This is a genomic window from Acidovorax sp. sif1233, assembly GCF_019218755.1.
Lineage (GTDB): Bacteria > Pseudomonadota > Gammaproteobacteria > Burkholderiales > Burkholderiaceae_C > Acidovorax.
The window spans coordinates 250,084-265,489 of sequence record NZ_JAHUWZ010000001.1 but is presented as its reverse complement, the minus strand read 5'-3'; the positions used below and the strand labels follow the sequence as shown (position 1 = coordinate 265,489).

The following is a 15,406-nucleotide window of genomic DNA, read 5'->3' as shown; positions in this document are numbered from 1 at the left end:
CTGCAGGGGGGAAGCGGCGCAGCCGCACAGGGGGGCATCACTTCAGCCGCAGCAGGGCGGCACTGGCGAGTTCTGCCATGCGCGACAGAAATTCCGTGCCCATCGTGGCATCAAACCGCTGGGGGTCTTGCGAGCCCAGCACCAGCAGGCCGAACGCCGGCGTGGCGCTGTCGATGGCGCCTTCGCGCAGCGGCAGCAGGGCCAGCGACTGGGCGGGTTCGCCCGCCTCGGCCGCGAGCCAGCCTGCGGGCTCGAACCCCAGGTTGGGGCCGCAGAACGGCATGGTCAGCGACGAGGCGAACGCGCGGGCGTCTTCGCTGGCGCCCTGGGTGAAGTCGGCATCGATGTACGGCGCGGCCACCTCCCACACGCGCACCGCGGCCTGGGGCACGTCGAACAGGGTGCGCACGCCATCGACCACCGCCTGCGGCAGGTCGAACGGGTCGCGCACCTGCAGCAGCGCGCTCGTCCACTGGTGCACCTTGTGGGCGATGGCGGCGTTTTCGGTGCTGTTGCGCACCATTTCCATGATGCGCTGCTCCAGGCCCTTGATCTTCTCGCGCAGCATCTCGGCCTGGCGCTCCTGCAGGCTCACGGCGCGCGCGCCGTGGGGGCTGGTGATCTGCACGCTGGCCAGCACCTCGGCATGGCGTTCGAAGAAGCCCGGCGTGTTGGTGAGGAACTGGGCGATGTCGTCTTCGGTGATCGGGGGGATGTGGGACGTCATAGGAGGGTGTCAGGAATGTCGATCCGGCCTTCGAACACCGTGGTGGCGGGGCCGGTCATGAAAACGGAATCGGCCTCCTGGCCGCTCCAGGCGATGGTGAGGCGGCCGCCGCGCGTGTCCACATGCACCTCGTTGTCGAGCAGGCCCAGGCGGATGCCGGCCGCCACGGCCGCGCAGGCCCCCGAGCCGCAGGCCAGGGTTTCGCCCACGCCGCGCTCGAACACGCGCAGCCGCACATGGGCGCGGTCCACGATCTGCAAAAAGCCTGCATTCACGCGCTGCGGAAAACGCGCATGGCGCTCGACCAGGGGGCCCGCTTCCAGCACCGGGGCGGTGTCCACGTTGTCCACCAGCTGCACGGCGTGCGGGTTGCCCATGGAGACAACCGCTACCAAAACAGTAGCTGTCAGCGCTTTACTATCCAGCGCCAGCGGCCATTTTTGTCCTGAACCTTGTGCCACGGCGGTCAAACCACTGGCATCAAACGGCACCCGGGCGGGCTCGAACTGCGGTCGGCCCATGTCCACGGTGACGCGGCCATCGGGGGTGAGGCGGGGGGCGATCACGCCGCTTTTGGTCTGCACCCGCAGGGTGTCCTTGCCCGACAGGCCCTTGTCGTGCACAAAGCGCGCGAAGCAGCGGGCGCCGTTGCCACACTGCTCCACCTCGCCGCCATCGGCGTTGTGAATCACGTATTCGAAGTCGATACCGTCCGCTGGCGAAGGCCGCACCGTGAGGATCTGGTCGGCCCCCACACCGAAGTGGCGGTCGGCGAGGAAACGGTATTGGGCGGCGCCGAGCCCCAGGCGGCCCTGGGTTTCGTCGAGCACCACGAAATCGTTGCCCGCGCCCTGCATTTTGGTAAAGGGAATCTGCATGGCCGGATTATCGTCGGTGGGCCGGCGTGCGCGGCACCCCGCCCGGGGCAACTTGTGACAGAACCCCCACCCCGCCAATGAACCCCGGCCTGCACCGGTTTTTCCGCCGGTTTAGGCTGTGCCGTGTGGCGGCCCGCCCGCGCGCCGGCCGCCGCCTCCCCACCCCCCCCATTCGCCAACGAGGACCCGCATGCCCGATCTCGCCAGTTTTCCCATTACCCGCAAATGGCCCGCCCGGCACCCGGAGCGCATCCAGCTGTACTCGCTGCCCACGCCCAACGGCGTGAAGGTGTCGATCGTGCTGGAAGAGCTGGGCCTGCCCTACGAACCGCACCTGGTGAGCTTCGAGACCAGCGACCAGACCTCGCCCGAGTTCCTGTCGCTCAACCCCAACAACAAGATCCCGGCCATCCTGGACCCGAACGGGCCCGACGGAAAGCCCCTGGCGCTGTTCGAGTCCGGCGCCATCCTGGTGTACCTGGCGAGCAAGACCGGCCAGCTGATCCCGCAGGACACGGCCGGGCGTTACGAAGCCCTGCAGTGGGTGATGTGGCAGATGGGCGGCGTGGGCCCGATGTTCGGCCAGCTCGGTTTCTTCCACAAGTTCGCGGGCAAGGACTACGAGGACAAGCGCCCGCGCGACCGCTATGTGGCGGAGTCCAGGCGCCTGCTCAAGGTGCTGGACGAGCGCCTGAAGGGCCGCCAGTGGGTGATGGGCGAGCAGTACACCATCGCCGACATCGCCATCCTGCCCTGGGTGCGCAACCTCGTGGGCTTCTACGGCGCGGGCGATCTGGTGGAGTTCGGTCAGTTCAAGGAAATAAAGCGCGTGCTGGAAGCCTTCGTGGCGCGCCCGGCCGTGGCCAGGGGGCTGAACATCCCGGCGCGCGGCTGAGCAGGCCCTGGCTGCAGGGGCCGTGGCACCGGTCAGCCCATGCGCTCCTGCAGAAAATCCAGGAAACACGCGATGCGCGCGGCCAGCTGCGTGTTGCGGTAGTACACGGCGCTCACGGGCTGGCGCACGTCCGCCGTGTCCCTGGCCAGCACCTGCACCAGATCGCCGCGCGCGCGGTCGGCGGCGGTCATGAAATCCGACAGGCACACGATGCCCGCGCCCTGCAGCGCGAGCTGGCGCAGCGTCTCGCCGCTGGACGCGGCGATCTCCGGCACGGTGGGCCACTCGTCACCATGCGCGCCGCGCAGGGGCCAGCGGTTGAGCGATTCCGGCTGCGTGAAGCCCAGCAGGGTGTGCCGCGCCAGGTCTTCCACCGCCCGCGGCCGCCCCCGGGCGGCCAGGTAGGCCGGGCTGGCCAGCACGCGGATGCGGCTGGTGCACAGCGGGCGCGCGTGCAGGGTCGAGTCGCGCAGGTGGCCGATGCGGATGGCCACGTCGGTGCGGCGCTCGAGCAGGTCGATGTTCAGCTCGTCCGTGTCCAGCTCCAGCGTGATCTGCGGGTAGGCCGCGCGGAACGCCGGCACCAGCGGCACCACCGCGTGCAGCATGAAGGGCGTGGCCGCGTTCACGCGCAGGCGGCCCGCGGGCTGCTGGCGGCGCGCGGCCATGTGCTCCTCGGCATCGTCGATGGACGCCAGGATGGCGCGCGTGCGCAGCAGGAAGGCCTGCCCCTCCTCGGTCAGCGCGGCGCGGCGCGTGGTGCGGCGCAGCAGCGTGGTATCGAGCTTCTTCTCCAGCCGCGCCAGCGCCCGGCTGATGCCCGAGACGGTCTGCCCCAGCTGGTCGGCCGCCGCCGTGATGGAGCCGCCGTCCACCACGGCCACAAAGGCCTGCAGTTCTTCGAGCGTGGTTTTCATGGGCCTCCATTGTTGACTTCGGATCAAGTATCTATGGAGCTTAACGGTATTTTTCTGCAAAACTGAAGCGCCCACACTCCTTCCCATGTCCACAGGAGTGTTTCCATGCCCATTGCCTTGCTCGCGCTGACGCTCAGCGCTTTCGCCATCGGCACGACCGAGTTCGTGATCGTTGGCCTGCTGCCCACCGTGGCGGCCGACCTGTCCATCAGCATCCCCTCGGCGGGCCTGCTGGTCAGCCTGTACGCCCTGGGCGTCGCCGTGGGCGCGCCCGTGCTCACAGCCCTCACCGGCCGCGTGCCCCGCAAGGCGCTGCTGCTGTCGCTGATGGCGCTGTTCACCGCCGGCAACCTGCTGGCCTGGCAGGCGCCCAGCTACGAAACGCTGGTGGCCGCGCGCATCCTCACCGGGCTGGCGCACGGCGTGTTCTTCTCGATCGGCTCGACCATCGCCACCGGCCTGGTGCCGCGCGAGAAAGCCGCCAGTGCGATCGCCATCATGTTCACCGGCCTCACCGTGGCGCTGGTCACGGGCGTGCCGCTGGGCACCTTCATCGGCCAGCATTTCGGCTGGCGCGAGACCTTCCTGGCCGTGTCGGCACTGGGCGTGGTGGCCTTCATCGGCAGCGCGATCTTCGTGCCGCGCAACATCGCCCACACCCCGCCCGCCTCGCTGGTGCAGCAGGCCAGGGTGCTGGCCGAGCCGCGCCTGCTGCTGGTGTACGCCAAGACGGCCATCGGCTACGGCGGCACGTTCATCCCGTTCACCTTCCTCGCCCCCATCCTCACCGACATCGCGGGCTTCAGCGCCGGTGCCGTGGGCTGGGTGATGCTGGTGTACGGCGTCTCGGTGGCGGTGGGCAACATCTGGGGGGGCCGCCTGGCCGACCGGCTGGGGCCCATCCCCGCGCTGCGCATCATCTTCGCGCTGCTGGCCGCCGTGCTGCTGCTGCTGCAGTTCACCGCGCCCCACCCCTGGCTGGCCCTGGCCACCGTGCTGCTGTGGGGCGCCGTGGCGTTCGGCAACGTGCCCGGGCTGCAGGTGTATGTGGTCAAGCAGGCCGAGCGTTTCACGCCCCAGGCGGTGGACGTGGCCTCGGGCCTGAACATCGCGGCGTTCAACCTGGGCATCGCCGGCGCCGCCTGGGCCGGGGGCCTGATCGTGACGCACCTGGGCCTGATGCACACGCCCTGGATCGGCGCCCTGGTGGTGCTGGTGTCCCTGGCGCTCACGCACTACAGCGGCGTGCTGGACCGGCGCAGCGGCATCCCGGTGCGCGGCAGCGGGCCGGTGCCCGTGGGGCACTGAGCAGCCCACGCCCCCTCAACTCTTTCTGTCCCACCCCTTTTTTGCTTCGTTTCAGGAATCGCCATGACTTCTTCCCCTTCCCTTCCCGCCTTCGGCCTGGGCACCTTCCGCCTCCAGGGCCAGGTCGTCATCGACTCGGTGCGCAACGCGCTCGACCTGGGCTATCGCGCCATCGACACGGCGCAGATCTATGGCAACGAGGCCGAGGTCGGCCAGGCCATCGCGGACAGCGGCGTGCCGCGCGGCGAGCTCTTCATCACCACGAAGGTCTGGACCGAGCACCTGGCGGGCGACCGGCTCGTCCAGAGCCTGAAGGACAGCCTGGCCAGGCTGCGCACCGACCAGGTGGACCTCACGCTGATCCACTGGCCCTCGCCCGGCGGCGCCGTGCCCGTGGCCGAGTTCATGGGCGCGCTGGCCGAGGCCCAGGCCCGGGGCCTCACGCGCCTGATCGGCGTGTCGAACTTCAATACCGCCCTGCTGCGCGAAGCCATCGCGGCCGTCGGCGCCGACCGCATCGCCACGCACCAGATCGAGCTGCACCCCTACCTGCAGAACCGCGCCGTGGCGGACTTCGCGCGCAGCCAGGGCATCCACACCACCTCGTACATGACGCTGGCCTACGGGAAGGTGCTGGGCGACCCGGTGCTGGCGGACATCGCGCGGGCCCACGGCGCCACCACCGCGCAGGTGGCGCTGGCCTGGGCCATGCAGCTGGGGTATGCCGTGATTCCCTCGTCCACCCGGCGCGACAACCTGGCGAGCAACCTGAAAGCCCGGCCGCTGCGGCTGACCGGCGAGGACATGGCACGCATCGCCGCGCTGGACCGCGGCGAACGGCTGGTGAACCCCGAAGGCCTGGCGCCCGCCTGGGACTGAACCGCCCCGCCCGTGCGGGGCGCGCCGCGCGCCTCGATAATGGCCCGATGCCCCGCACCACCCAACAACTGCACCCCCACCGCGAACCTGTTGCCACCCGCCCGGCAGCCACCGTGCTGCTGCTGCGCGATGCGCAGGGCGAACCGGGCGGACTGGAAGTCCTCATGACCCGGCGCTCGGCCACGGCCAGCTTCGCGCCCGGGGCCTACGTGTTCCCGGGCGGGGGCATCGACGCGCTGGACGCGCAGGTGCACGCCGCCGCCGACCGCCGCCCCACGCAGAGCGACCAGCACCTCACGCAGGCCATCGCCGCGATCCGCGAAAGCTTCGAGGAGCTGGGCATCCTGCTGGCCCGCCATGCCGATGGGCGCATGGCCGACGCACGGGACATCGCCGCCATCGACCGCCAACAGCCGCTGGCCGCCCAGTGCGGCGCGCGCGGCCTGCGCCTGGCGGCCGACAGCGTGTACCTGCTGGCCCACTGGACGGCCGACCGCGACCTGCCGCGCCGTTTCGACGTGCCGTTCCTCGTGGCCCGCATGCCCGAGGGCCAGGAGCCCGTGGCCGACGAAACCGAGCAGTTCGAGCCCGTGTGGGTGCGCCCGGCCGATGCGCTGGCGCGGCACGCGGCGGGGCAGTTCTTCATGATCTTTCCCACCATCCGCACGCTGCAGCGGCTCGCCCTGTTCGCCAGCGCGCAGGCGGTTCTTGACGCCCTGGCCGATGAAAAGCCGCTGTGGGTGAGCTGCCCGCGCGCCGGCACGCTGGCGGGCCAGGAGGCGCGCTACATGGAAGGCGACGCCCCCTTTGGCGAGCTGGCCCTGGTGTGCCCCGACGGCCAGATCGTGCACGCGCTCGACTGGCAGACCGACCGGCCCGTGCCGCTGCTGCGCAACGTGCAGCGCCTGACCGCGCCCAACCCCGGCGTGATGACCGGACCCGGCACCAACAGCTACCTGGTGGGCGACCCGGCCACCGGCTACATCGCCATCGACCCGGGCCCGGCCGACGCGGAGCACCTGGACAGGCTCTGGCGCGCCGCCGGCGGCGACATCCGCACGATCGTGTGCACCCACTCGCACCCCGACCACTCGCCCGGCGCCGCGCCGCTGCAGGCGATGTGCACCCGGGCCGGGCGCAGCGCCCCCCCCATCCTGGGCCTGCCATCGGCCCCCACGGCGCGCGCTGCCAGCGCATTCACGCCCGACCGCTTGCTACAAAACAATGAGCTGCTCACGCTGGAAGGACAAGCGCCAGAGGGCAAAATCACCCACACCCTGCAGGTGATCCACACCCCGGGCCACGCGGCCAACCACCTGTGCCTGCTGCTCGTGGAAGACGCCCTGCTGTTCAGCGGCGACCACATCCTCAACGGCAGCACCACCGTGGTGGACCCACCCGACGGCAACATGGCCGACTACCTCGACTCTCTGGACAAGCTCGATGCGGTCTGCGCCGCACATGGCGTGGAATTCATCCTGCCCGCGCACGGCTATGTGCTGGGCGACGCGCGCGGCGCGATCGCCAGGCTCAAGGCCCACCGCCTGGCGCGCGAGGCCAAGGTGCTGGCCGCCATGCAGGCGCTGCCCCAGGGCAGCGTGGACGACTGGGTGCAGCATGCGTATGGCGACGTGCCCCCGCGCATGTGGCCCGTGGCCCAGCGCTCGCTGCTGGCGCATGTAGAGCGAATAAGAATGCTCGCCCCCTGAGTCGCCTGCGGCGCCTTCCCCCATCCGGGGGACGACGCCCTCGCTGCGGGTCGGCCCTCGCTTGGCGTCCCTGGCGGAGAGAGCGCCCGCTGCACGCGCCACGAACAACAAGAGGCGTGCCCACACAATCCATCCAACAAAGAAAGCCGCCCCCACCCATGAATGACAAAAACCCTGACCCCACCCACATCCGCCTGGCCAAACGCGTGGCCGAGCAACTGAACTGCTCGCGCAGCACGGCCGAGCAATTCATCGAAGGCGGCTTTGTGAGCGTGGACGGCCAGGTGGTGGAAGCCCCGGGCGCGCGCGTGCGCCCCGACCAGGCCGTGGCGGTGGCCAAGGACGCCAGCCTGCTGGAGCTGACCCCGGTGACCTTGCTGCTGCACAAGCCGGTGGGGTTTGAAGCCGGCCTGGGCCTGCCCGCCGGGCCAGCGGCGCACGCCAGCCGCAGCCAGGGCGCCACGGCCGCCAGCACGCTGCTGGGCGCTGCATCCCACCTGGCCGAGGACGCCTCGGGCATCCGCGTGCTGCTGCGCCATTTCAGGCAGCTCGAATGCTTCACGCCGCTGCCCACCGAGGCCAGCGGCCTGGTGGTCTACACCCAGGACAAGCGCATCGCGCGCAAGCTGGCGGAAGACATCGAGTCGCTGGAGCAGGAATGCATCGTCGAGGTGAAGGGCGATATCGCACCGAACGGGCTGCAGCGCCTGTGCCACGGCCTGTCGTTCAACGGCCGCCCGCTGCCGCCCATCAAGGTGAGCTGGCAAAGCGAGACGAAACTGCGCTTTGCGCTCAAGGGCATCCGCCCCGGCCAGATCCCGGCCATGTGCGACGCCGTGGGCCTGGCCGTGGTCGCCTTGAAGCGCATCCGCATCGGCCGCGTGCCGCTGGCCAAGGTGCCCGAGGGGCAGTGGCGCTATCTGCAGCCCTGGGAGAAGTTCTGACTCCCCCTGAGTCGCCTTTGGCGCCATCCCCCTGAGGGGGACGCACCCGGTGGCCTGGCAAAGCCAGTTCCACAGGTGCGCTGACAGAGGTGCGCCAGTTGCCGGCGGCGGGGCGGGGCGGGCCGAACCATCGCCAGAACGATTGCTACCAAAAACATAGCTATCAGCGCTTGATGGAAAGGCGCCAGAGGCCCATCTGGCTCGAGATTTTTTCCACAGACCGCTGCTACACTGCGCCACAAACAGGAGGGAGTCCATGAGCCAAGTTCCATCAGACAGAGACGGCGCCGCCGGGCCGATGTCCACGTTCATGCCGCAGAACATCGACGCGCACCCGCTCGAATTCACCGGCAGCGGCGGCGAGTATTTCCGGGTGTGGATCGTCAACGTGCTGCTGTCCATCGTCACGCTGGGCATCTACACCCCCTGGGCCCGGCGCCGCACCGCGCAGTACTTCTACAGCCACACGCTGGTGGCGGGCAGCCCCCTCGAATTCACCGCGCAGCAGCGCAAGATGGTGATGGGCTTCGTGCTGCTGGTGCTGCTCACGCTGGCCTACAACATCGCCGCCAATACCGGACAGGACGCGGCCGTGGGCGTGTTCCTGCTGACCGGCGCCGTGCTCTCGCCCCTGATCTGGGGCAGCGCCATGCGCTTTCGTCTCGGGGCCACGCGCTGGCGCGGCCTGCGCCTGCAGTTCACCGCCAGCTGGAAAGAGGTCTACATCGCCAGCTGGCCCATGTTCGCGCTGGCGCTGGTGTGGTTCGGCGTGTTCTTCGGCATGCAGGTGCTGTCGCCCGGACTGGCCGAGGCGCTCCAGGCCGCCGAGGAAGAAACCACCAAGCGGTCCCTGCCCGCCTTCACCCCCGCCATGGGCGGCCTGCTGCTGCTGGGCCTGGTGCTGACGGTGCTGTGCTTCATCCGCCTCGAATACAACTACAAGAGCCTGCTGGTGCTCAAGGCCCAGGTGGGCGCAGAAAAAGGCCGCTGGAAGCCGGTGTACATGGATTTCGTGAAGGTGTGGCTGGCCACGGTGGCCGTGTTCATCCTGTGCGTGGTCGGCATCTCGGCGCTGATCGGCATCCTGGCGGGCAGCTCCATCGCGCTGGTGGCCAGCCAGAGCGACCGCATGGGCCTGTGGCTGTTCGTGGTGATCATCGTGTCCATCGTGGCGGGCATCTTCATGCTGATCCTGGCCTCGGCCCCCGCCCGCGCGTACCGCGAGGCGCGCATGTTCCAGCTGATGTGGAACAACACCGGCGTGAGCCACGTGGCACGGTTCAAGTGTCACCTGAAGAGCGGGCGCTACGTGTGGCTGCGCATCAAGAACATGCTGCTCACCCTGCTCACGCTGGGGCTGTACCGTCCGTTTGCGCGGGTGAGCGAATACCGCATGAAATGCGAATCCGTCACCCTGCATGTCAAGGGCGGCGTGGAACAGGTGGCGGGCGCCATGGTGCGCCAGCAGCAAGGCGGCCTGGGCGATGCGCTGGCCGATGCGGCGGGCCTGGACCTGATTGGATAGCGGGTAGAGGGCATCCCCCTGAGGCGCTTCGCGCCCCGGTGCGTCCGCCAGGGCGGCCGCTCGCCCGTGCCGCCGCCAGTTTCACCGGCCCCGGGCCACCTACAACGTGATGGATGACTGACATGAACGCCCCCCTTCACGCTGCATCCCTCGTGCCTGGCCGCTGGTTCGACGGCCAGAGCAGCAGAGCCCGCCCCGTGATGGTGGGCCTGCGCCCCACGCCGCGGGGCCCGTCGCTGGTGCTGCACCCGCTCTCGCAGCCAGGCGCCGCGCCGGCCGTGTTCGCCTGCAAGGATGTGGGCTGGCCGGAGGCCTGGAACGAGCGCAAGCCCCAGCCCCGCGTGGTCGTGGACCTGCGGGACCACGGCAGCCTGGAGATCGATGCCGTGAACGACTGGCGCGCCGCCCTGGCCGCCGCTGGCGAACGCCCGGGCCTGGCCCAGCGCATGCAGACCCGCTGGCCCGTGCTGCTGGGCGTGGTGGCGGTGGCGGCCATCGGCCTCACGCTGTTCTATCGCTACGGCACCCCCTGGGCCGCCACGCAGCTCACGCGCTTTGTGCCCCTGTCCTGGGAAACCAGCGTGGCCGAGAACGTGCTGCGCCAGATGGACAGCGGCACGCTCAAGCCCAGCAAGCTCCCCAGGGAGCGGCAGGAGCAGCTCAAGGCGCGCTTTGACGCCCTGGTGCAGCACACACCCCCCGGCCTGCGGCGCTACCCCGGCTACCAGCCTTCCCTGAGCCTGGAATTCCGCTCGGGCATGGGCGCCAACGCCTTTGCGCTGCCGGGCGGCAAGGTGGTGATGACCGACGGCATCGTGAAGGCGGCCGCCGACAAGGGACTGGACGACAACGCGCTGGTGGGCGTGCTGGCGCACGAAATCGGCCATGTGGTGCAGCGGCACACCACGCGCATGGTGGTGCAGCAGGGCGTGCTCAGCATGGGCCTGGGGCTGGCGCTGGGCGATGTGTCCGGCATTGTCTCCACCGGTGCCTCGGTGCTCACGGGGCTGGCCTACAGCCGCAACCATGAGCGCGAAGCCGACTGCTACGCCATCGCGGTGATGGGCCAGGCAGCCCTGCCCACGGCGCCCATGGGCCAGCTGCTGCTGGCCATCGCGAAGGATGAAGCAGAAGAGGAAGAAGACAACAAGAAGAAGGAGAAAGCAGGCCAGGACCAGGCGGCCACCGCCACAGCGGCCGAACCCGGCGCCAGCAGCCCGGAGCGCTCGCGCAAGCGCAAGATGGCGGAAGACATGGCGTCGCACCCGGTCTGGTCGCTGCTCAGCAGCCACCCCGACACCGTGGAGCGGGCCACGGAGCTGGAGAAGGGGCATGCGCCCCACTGCGCGAAAGGCTGAGCGCGCCATGGCGTGCTCCGCGCCGGGCACGACCGGCACATCGGCGCCTACACCAGGCTGAGGCTGGGGGAAATAAAGTGTGAAGCGCGCCGATAAGCCGGATTCTGTGCACCACGGTTGCCCGCAGTGTGACCGCCATTAATCTGGGCCGGGTGTCGCCACCACGGCTCGGTGCTACCTACCCGCCAGCTCTGCGGAACCACATCAACGCTGGCCTACTTGGTATTGCTGCGCGTAGAGATTGCCCGTTTCACCCCGAGCGGGCTTGCCCGCTCGGGGTGGCTGTTCGGACCCGGCTTGCGCCGGGTTCGGACAGCTCTCGCTGTCCTCTCGCCAGCTTGCGCTGGCGCCTCACAGAACACTCCGTGGCAGGTAGTTTCCACCCGGACTCGTCTCTGTTGCTCTGATCCTCACCTCACGGTGGGCAGCCGTTAGCTGCTACGCTGTCCTGTGCAGTCCGGACGTTCCTCCAGTGCCTGGTTTCCCAGATTGCACCAGCGGCGGTCTGGCGCGCTTCACGGGGTGGATTATCCTAGAAACGGCAGTTGAATGCGCCCGTCAGTGCCGTGATCGGTGCGTCAGGCAAGGCGAGACGACGCTGCAGGCTCTTGCCTGCAAGGAGGAGCAACGCCGCATGGCACGCCGAGCGCGGTGCTGGCGGGTGTATAGCGTGCCCATCCAACCAGTGAACGCCATCGAAGCAGCACATACCTGACTTCAGATGGCAAGTTGAAGGAAACCAATCGGTCAACTGCCGTTTCTAGGATTACTGCCCAGCGGCAGCGGCGCGCTCCCAGTCCAGGCCGAACCGCGCCAGGTACTTGCGCAGCCGGTCCGCATCGTTGACCACCGTGCGCTGCGTGCGCGAGGCCTGGAACAGCTGGCGCCCCGCGTCCGACAGGGTGCGGGCCTGGCGGCACACCTGCAGCACGGCCGCCAGTTGCAGCTGGTCGAACAGGTCCAGGGCGTGCACCGCTTCCTCGCCCAGCAGGTCCGCCAGATCGCCGCGGCCCACCGCGCCGGGCATGGACGCCAGACCGCTGCGCGCATCGCTGGCGGGCTGCCACAGCCAGCGCAGGCGCGCGATCTCGGCATCGACCAGGGGCAGGCCGATGCGGCCGCTGTCCGCCAGCGTGGCCAGGCGCGTGACGCTGGCCGAGAGGTCGCGGAAGTTGCCCGTCCAAAGCGCTTCGGGCGACTGGGCGTAGCGCAGGTAGGCCGCGCGCGCCTCGTTGGAAAAGCGCACGCCGCGGCCCAACTCGGCGCCTGCGCGGGCCAGCTGGTGGTCCACGTTGGGCTCGATGTCCTCGGGCCGCTGCGCCAGGCCCGGCAGCACATAGCTCCAGAGGTTGATGCGCGCATACAGGTCTTCGCGAAAACGCCCCGCCGCCACCTCGGTGCGCAGGTCGCGGTTGGTACCCGCGATGAGCTCGAAGTCGCTGGCCACCTCGCGGTCGCTGCCCAGGGGGTAGAAGCGCTTTTCCTCCACCGCCTTGAGCAGCATGGCCTGCTCATCGAGGCCCAGTTCGCCGATCTCGTCGAGGAACAGCACGCCCTTGTGCGCCGTGCGCAGCAGGCCCGCGCGGTCGGCCGCCGCACCGGTGAAGGCGCCTTTCTTGTGGCCGAACAGCGTGGACGCCGCGCCGTCGCCATGCAGCGTGGCGCAGTTCACTTCCACGAACTCGCCCTCCACCTGGTGGCGCGACTTCTTCAGCTCGAACATGCGCCGCGCCAGGTGCGACTTGCCCGCGCCCGTGGGCCCGGTGAACAGGATGGGCGCACGCGAGCGCACCGCCACGCGCTCCACCTCGTCGATCAGCGCGTTGAAGCGCGCGTTGCGCGTGGCGATGCCGCTCTTGAGGAACTGCACCGCATCCCGCTGCTCGGCGCCGAAGCGCTGCGCGATCACGTCATAACGCGACAGGTCCAGGTCGATCAGCGTGTAGCTGCCCGGGTCGCCCATCTGCTGGCGTTTGGGCGGCGAGGTCTGCGCCAGCACGCCTGGAATGCGGCGCGACTCCACCAGCAGGAACAGGCAGATCTGCGCCACGTGGGTGCCGGTGGTGATGTGCGTCCAGTATTCCTCGCGCCCGGTGTCGAAGCGGTAGGCCTGCGCCCAGTCAAACAGCCTGGCATACACCTCGCCAAAGTCCCACGGGTCGGCAATGGGCAGGGGCGCCAGATTCACCGTGATCTCGGGCGAGGCGATGGCCATGTCGGCGCGCACCTGCTGCGCCAGGTCCTGGTGCGGGGGCGTGTAGAGCAGCTCCAGCCGCTCGATCACCACGTCCTCATGCTGCACCAGCGACACCGTGGGGCGCCACTTTTCCCACCGCCCCGCGCCCCTGCCGGCGTCGAGCTGGGTGCCCAGGAAACCGATGACGACTTTGTTTTTGCGCATTCTATTTATCTATTCAACTAGCTTTCATTCTAGTTACTTCATGCGCCTCGGATAGACCCAAAAATCAATCAACGAGATTTCCCCTTACAAATCAATGACTTGAAAGAAATCGAACCACAAGCCACAGGCTGGCACGCATCTGGCAATAAAGAAGACATCCAGCGCAAGCGGTGACCGCTCACAGGCCGGGGTTAGGACACACGTTCGCCCCGCCGGTGCAGGGAATCCGGAGCCTCAGGGCTCTTGTCGATTCCCCGCATGCCGCACGCCGCAAACGCTGGGTAACGGCACGGCCGTGGTAGCCATCCCGCAAGGGATGCCTGGTTCGACTCCAGGCGTGCCTCCATTGGTAGCTCATTGGTAGAGCAACCCCGCAAGGGGTCTGTTGCAGGTTCGATTCCTGCCCAAGGCCGCAAGGCCAGCACTTGGAAGTACCGGTCGAAAGACCACCCGCCGAACGCGGGGAGTTGCCCCAGGGTGGCGTTTTTTGGGAACGCAACCGCAAGGCAAGGCCCCGTCAGCCGGTGGCGGTTTGTGCCAGCACCCGGCACAGCCCGCGCCCGCAGCCAGCCACGCTGCCGCCCTGCTTGCAGGGCAGCAGCCACGGCGCACTGCAGGGCCCTGGCTGCGCCCGCTGACACCCCGCCATCGCTGTAACGGCACCCTGATTGCCATGACAACAACGAAGAAGTAACGACAACGAAAGAACGAGGAGAAGAAAAATGATGAAGTTGATCCAACGCACCACCGTGAAGAAGAACGAACGCGCACTGCTGCTGCGCAACGGCAGCTTTGACCGCGTGCTCCAAAGCGGCACCTACTGGCTGTTTGCGGGCATGGACCAGCTGCGTGTAGAGACCTTCGCTCTCGAACAACCCGCCTTCACCCACGGCCTGGCCGACTACCTGATGGCGCAGGAACCCGCCGTGGTGGCGGCAGAGTTTGTGCAAGTGAACCTGTCGGAACAGCAAGTGGGCCTGCGCAGCGAGAACGGCGTGCTGGTCGAGGTGCTGCCGCCCGGCACCCGCCGCCTTTATTGGAAAGGCCTGGTGGAAGTGAGTGTCCAGGTGATCGACCTGGAGGCAGGCCCCGAGCTGCCCGCCGCCCTGGTGGCGCGCCTGACGCACACACAACTGCGCCAGCGCAGCGTGACCGGATTGACTGGCGTGCTGCAGGTGCAGGTGCCCGAGGGCCAGTGCGCGCTGCTCTCCATCGACGGCAAAGTGGATCGGCTGCTGCCTGCAGGCGCCTACGCGTTCTGGAAGTACGGCCGCACCATCGCCGTGGAGCTGGTGGACCTGCGCCTGCAGGCCGTGGAGGTCTCGGGCCAGGACATCATGACCCGCGACAAGGTGAGCCTGCGGCTGAACCTGTCTGCCACCTTTCGCACCACCGATGTGCTGCGCGCCTTCGCCCAGCTGCAAAAGCCCGCCGACTACCTGTACCGCGAGCTGCAGTTCGCGCTGCGCGCCGCCGTGGGCACCCGCACGCTCGATGAGCTGCTGGAGAGCAAGACGGTGATCGACGACGTGGTGACCGCGCACATGGCCGCCAAATTGCAGCCCTTCGGCATGCAGCTGGAGAGCGTGGGCGTGAAGGACATCGTGCTGCCCGGCGAGATGAAGACCATCCTGACCCAGGTGGTGCAGGCCCAGAAGCAGGCCGAGGCCAACGTCATCCGCCGCCGCGAGGAAACGGCTGCCACGCGCTCGCTGCTCAACACGGCGAAGGTGATGGAGGACAACCCCGTCGCCCTGCGCATGAAAGAACTGGAGACGCTGGAGCGCGTGGCCGAGCGCATCGACAAGATCTCGGTGTTCGGAGGCCTCGACCAGGTGCTGAACGGCCTCGTGAAGATGCGCTGA

12 protein-coding genes, 1 tRNA gene and 1 other RNA gene are annotated in these 15,406 nt (G+C 68.7%); 9 read left to right on the top strand and 5 right to left on the bottom strand.

The window, feature by feature from the left end:
- Window positions 1-37 precede the first annotated feature (37 nt).
- Together KW843_RS01220 and dapF are read right to left on the bottom strand one after the other, a co-directional pair.
- Complete coding sequence (locus tag KW843_RS01220; RefSeq protein ID WP_218293281.1) at window positions 38-727, bottom strand: DUF484 family protein; 690 nt, start codon at window positions 725-727, stop codon at window positions 38-40.
- Window positions 724-1,605: a diaminopimelate epimerase gene (gene dapF / locus KW843_RS01215; protein WP_218293280.1), complete on the bottom strand. Its 882-nt coding sequence runs from the start codon at window positions 1,603-1,605 to the stop codon at window positions 724-726. The genes KW843_RS01220 and dapF overlap by 4 nt, the downstream gene beginning before the upstream one ends.
- Window positions 1,606-1,795: 190 nt before the next feature.
- Here dapF and KW843_RS01210 point away from each other — a divergent pair, with 190 nt between their 5' ends.
- The gene (locus tag KW843_RS01210; RefSeq protein ID WP_218293279.1) at window positions 1,796-2,500 is read left to right on the top strand and encodes a glutathione S-transferase N-terminal domain-containing protein; all 705 of its coding nucleotides are present in this window, start codon (window positions 1,796-1,798) and stop codon (window positions 2,498-2,500) included.
- Window positions 2,501-2,532: 32 nt separating this feature from the next.
- On the opposite strand, the gene KW843_RS01205 is transcribed toward KW843_RS01210, so the two are convergent.
- On the bottom strand, window positions 2,533-3,417 hold the full coding sequence (locus tag KW843_RS01205; RefSeq protein WP_218293278.1) for a LysR family transcriptional regulator: 885 nt from the start codon (window positions 3,415-3,417) through the stop codon (window positions 2,533-2,535).
- 105 nt (window positions 3,418-3,522) lie between these two features.
- Here KW843_RS01205 and KW843_RS01200 point away from each other — a divergent pair, with 105 nt between their 5' ends.
- From KW843_RS01200 to KW843_RS01175, 6 genes are all read left to right on the top strand, one after another.
- On the top strand, window positions 3,523-4,725 hold the full coding sequence (locus KW843_RS01200) for an MFS transporter (RefSeq protein WP_218293277.1): 1,203 nt from the start codon (window positions 3,523-3,525) through the stop codon (window positions 4,723-4,725).
- A gap of 63 nt (window positions 4,726-4,788) precedes the next feature.
- The gene (gene dkgB / locus KW843_RS01195) at window positions 4,789-5,604 is read left to right on the top strand and encodes a 2,5-didehydrogluconate reductase DkgB (protein WP_218293276.1); all 816 of its coding nucleotides are present in this window, start codon (window positions 4,789-4,791) and stop codon (window positions 5,602-5,604) included.
- Between the two features lie 47 nt (window positions 5,605-5,651).
- On the top strand, window positions 5,652-7,313 hold the full coding sequence (locus KW843_RS01190) for an MBL fold metallo-hydrolase (protein ID WP_218293275.1): 1,662 nt from the start codon (window positions 5,652-5,654) through the stop codon (window positions 7,311-7,313).
- A 158-nt stretch (window positions 7,314-7,471) separates the two neighbouring features.
- On the top strand, window positions 7,472-8,257 hold the full coding sequence (locus KW843_RS01185) for an rRNA pseudouridine synthase (RefSeq protein ID WP_218293274.1): 786 nt from the start codon (window positions 7,472-7,474) through the stop codon (window positions 8,255-8,257).
- Window positions 8,258-8,513: 256 nt separating this feature from the next.
- Window positions 8,514-9,782, top strand: a complete 1,269-nt coding sequence (locus KW843_RS01180) for a YjgN family protein (protein WP_370628418.1) — start codon at window positions 8,514-8,516, stop codon at window positions 9,780-9,782.
- A gap of 122 nt (window positions 9,783-9,904) precedes the next feature.
- A complete protein-coding gene (locus tag KW843_RS01175; protein WP_218293273.1) occupies window positions 9,905-11,140 on the top strand; it encodes a M48 family metallopeptidase in 1,236 nt (411 codons plus the stop codon).
- A 77-nt stretch (window positions 11,141-11,217) separates the two neighbouring features.
- Here the strand turns inward: KW843_RS01175 and rnpB are convergent.
- Both rnpB and rtcR read right to left on the bottom strand, forming a co-directional pair.
- Window positions 11,218-11,657: RNase P RNA component class A (rnpB, locus tag KW843_RS01170), an RNA gene on the bottom strand.
- A gap of 249 nt (window positions 11,658-11,906) precedes the next feature.
- Complete coding sequence (rtcR, locus tag KW843_RS01165; RefSeq protein WP_218293272.1) at window positions 11,907-13,541, bottom strand: RNA repair transcriptional activator RtcR; 1,635 nt, start codon at window positions 13,539-13,541, stop codon at window positions 11,907-11,909.
- Between the two features lie 339 nt (window positions 13,542-13,880).
- Here rtcR and KW843_RS01160 point away from each other — a divergent pair.
- A tRNA-OTHER gene (locus KW843_RS01160) sits at window positions 13,881-13,953 on the top strand.
- 313 nt (window positions 13,954-14,266) lie between these two features.
- On the top strand, window positions 14,267-15,406 hold the full coding sequence (locus tag KW843_RS01155) for a slipin family protein (RefSeq protein ID WP_218294384.1): 1,140 nt from the start codon (window positions 14,267-14,269) through the stop codon (window positions 15,404-15,406).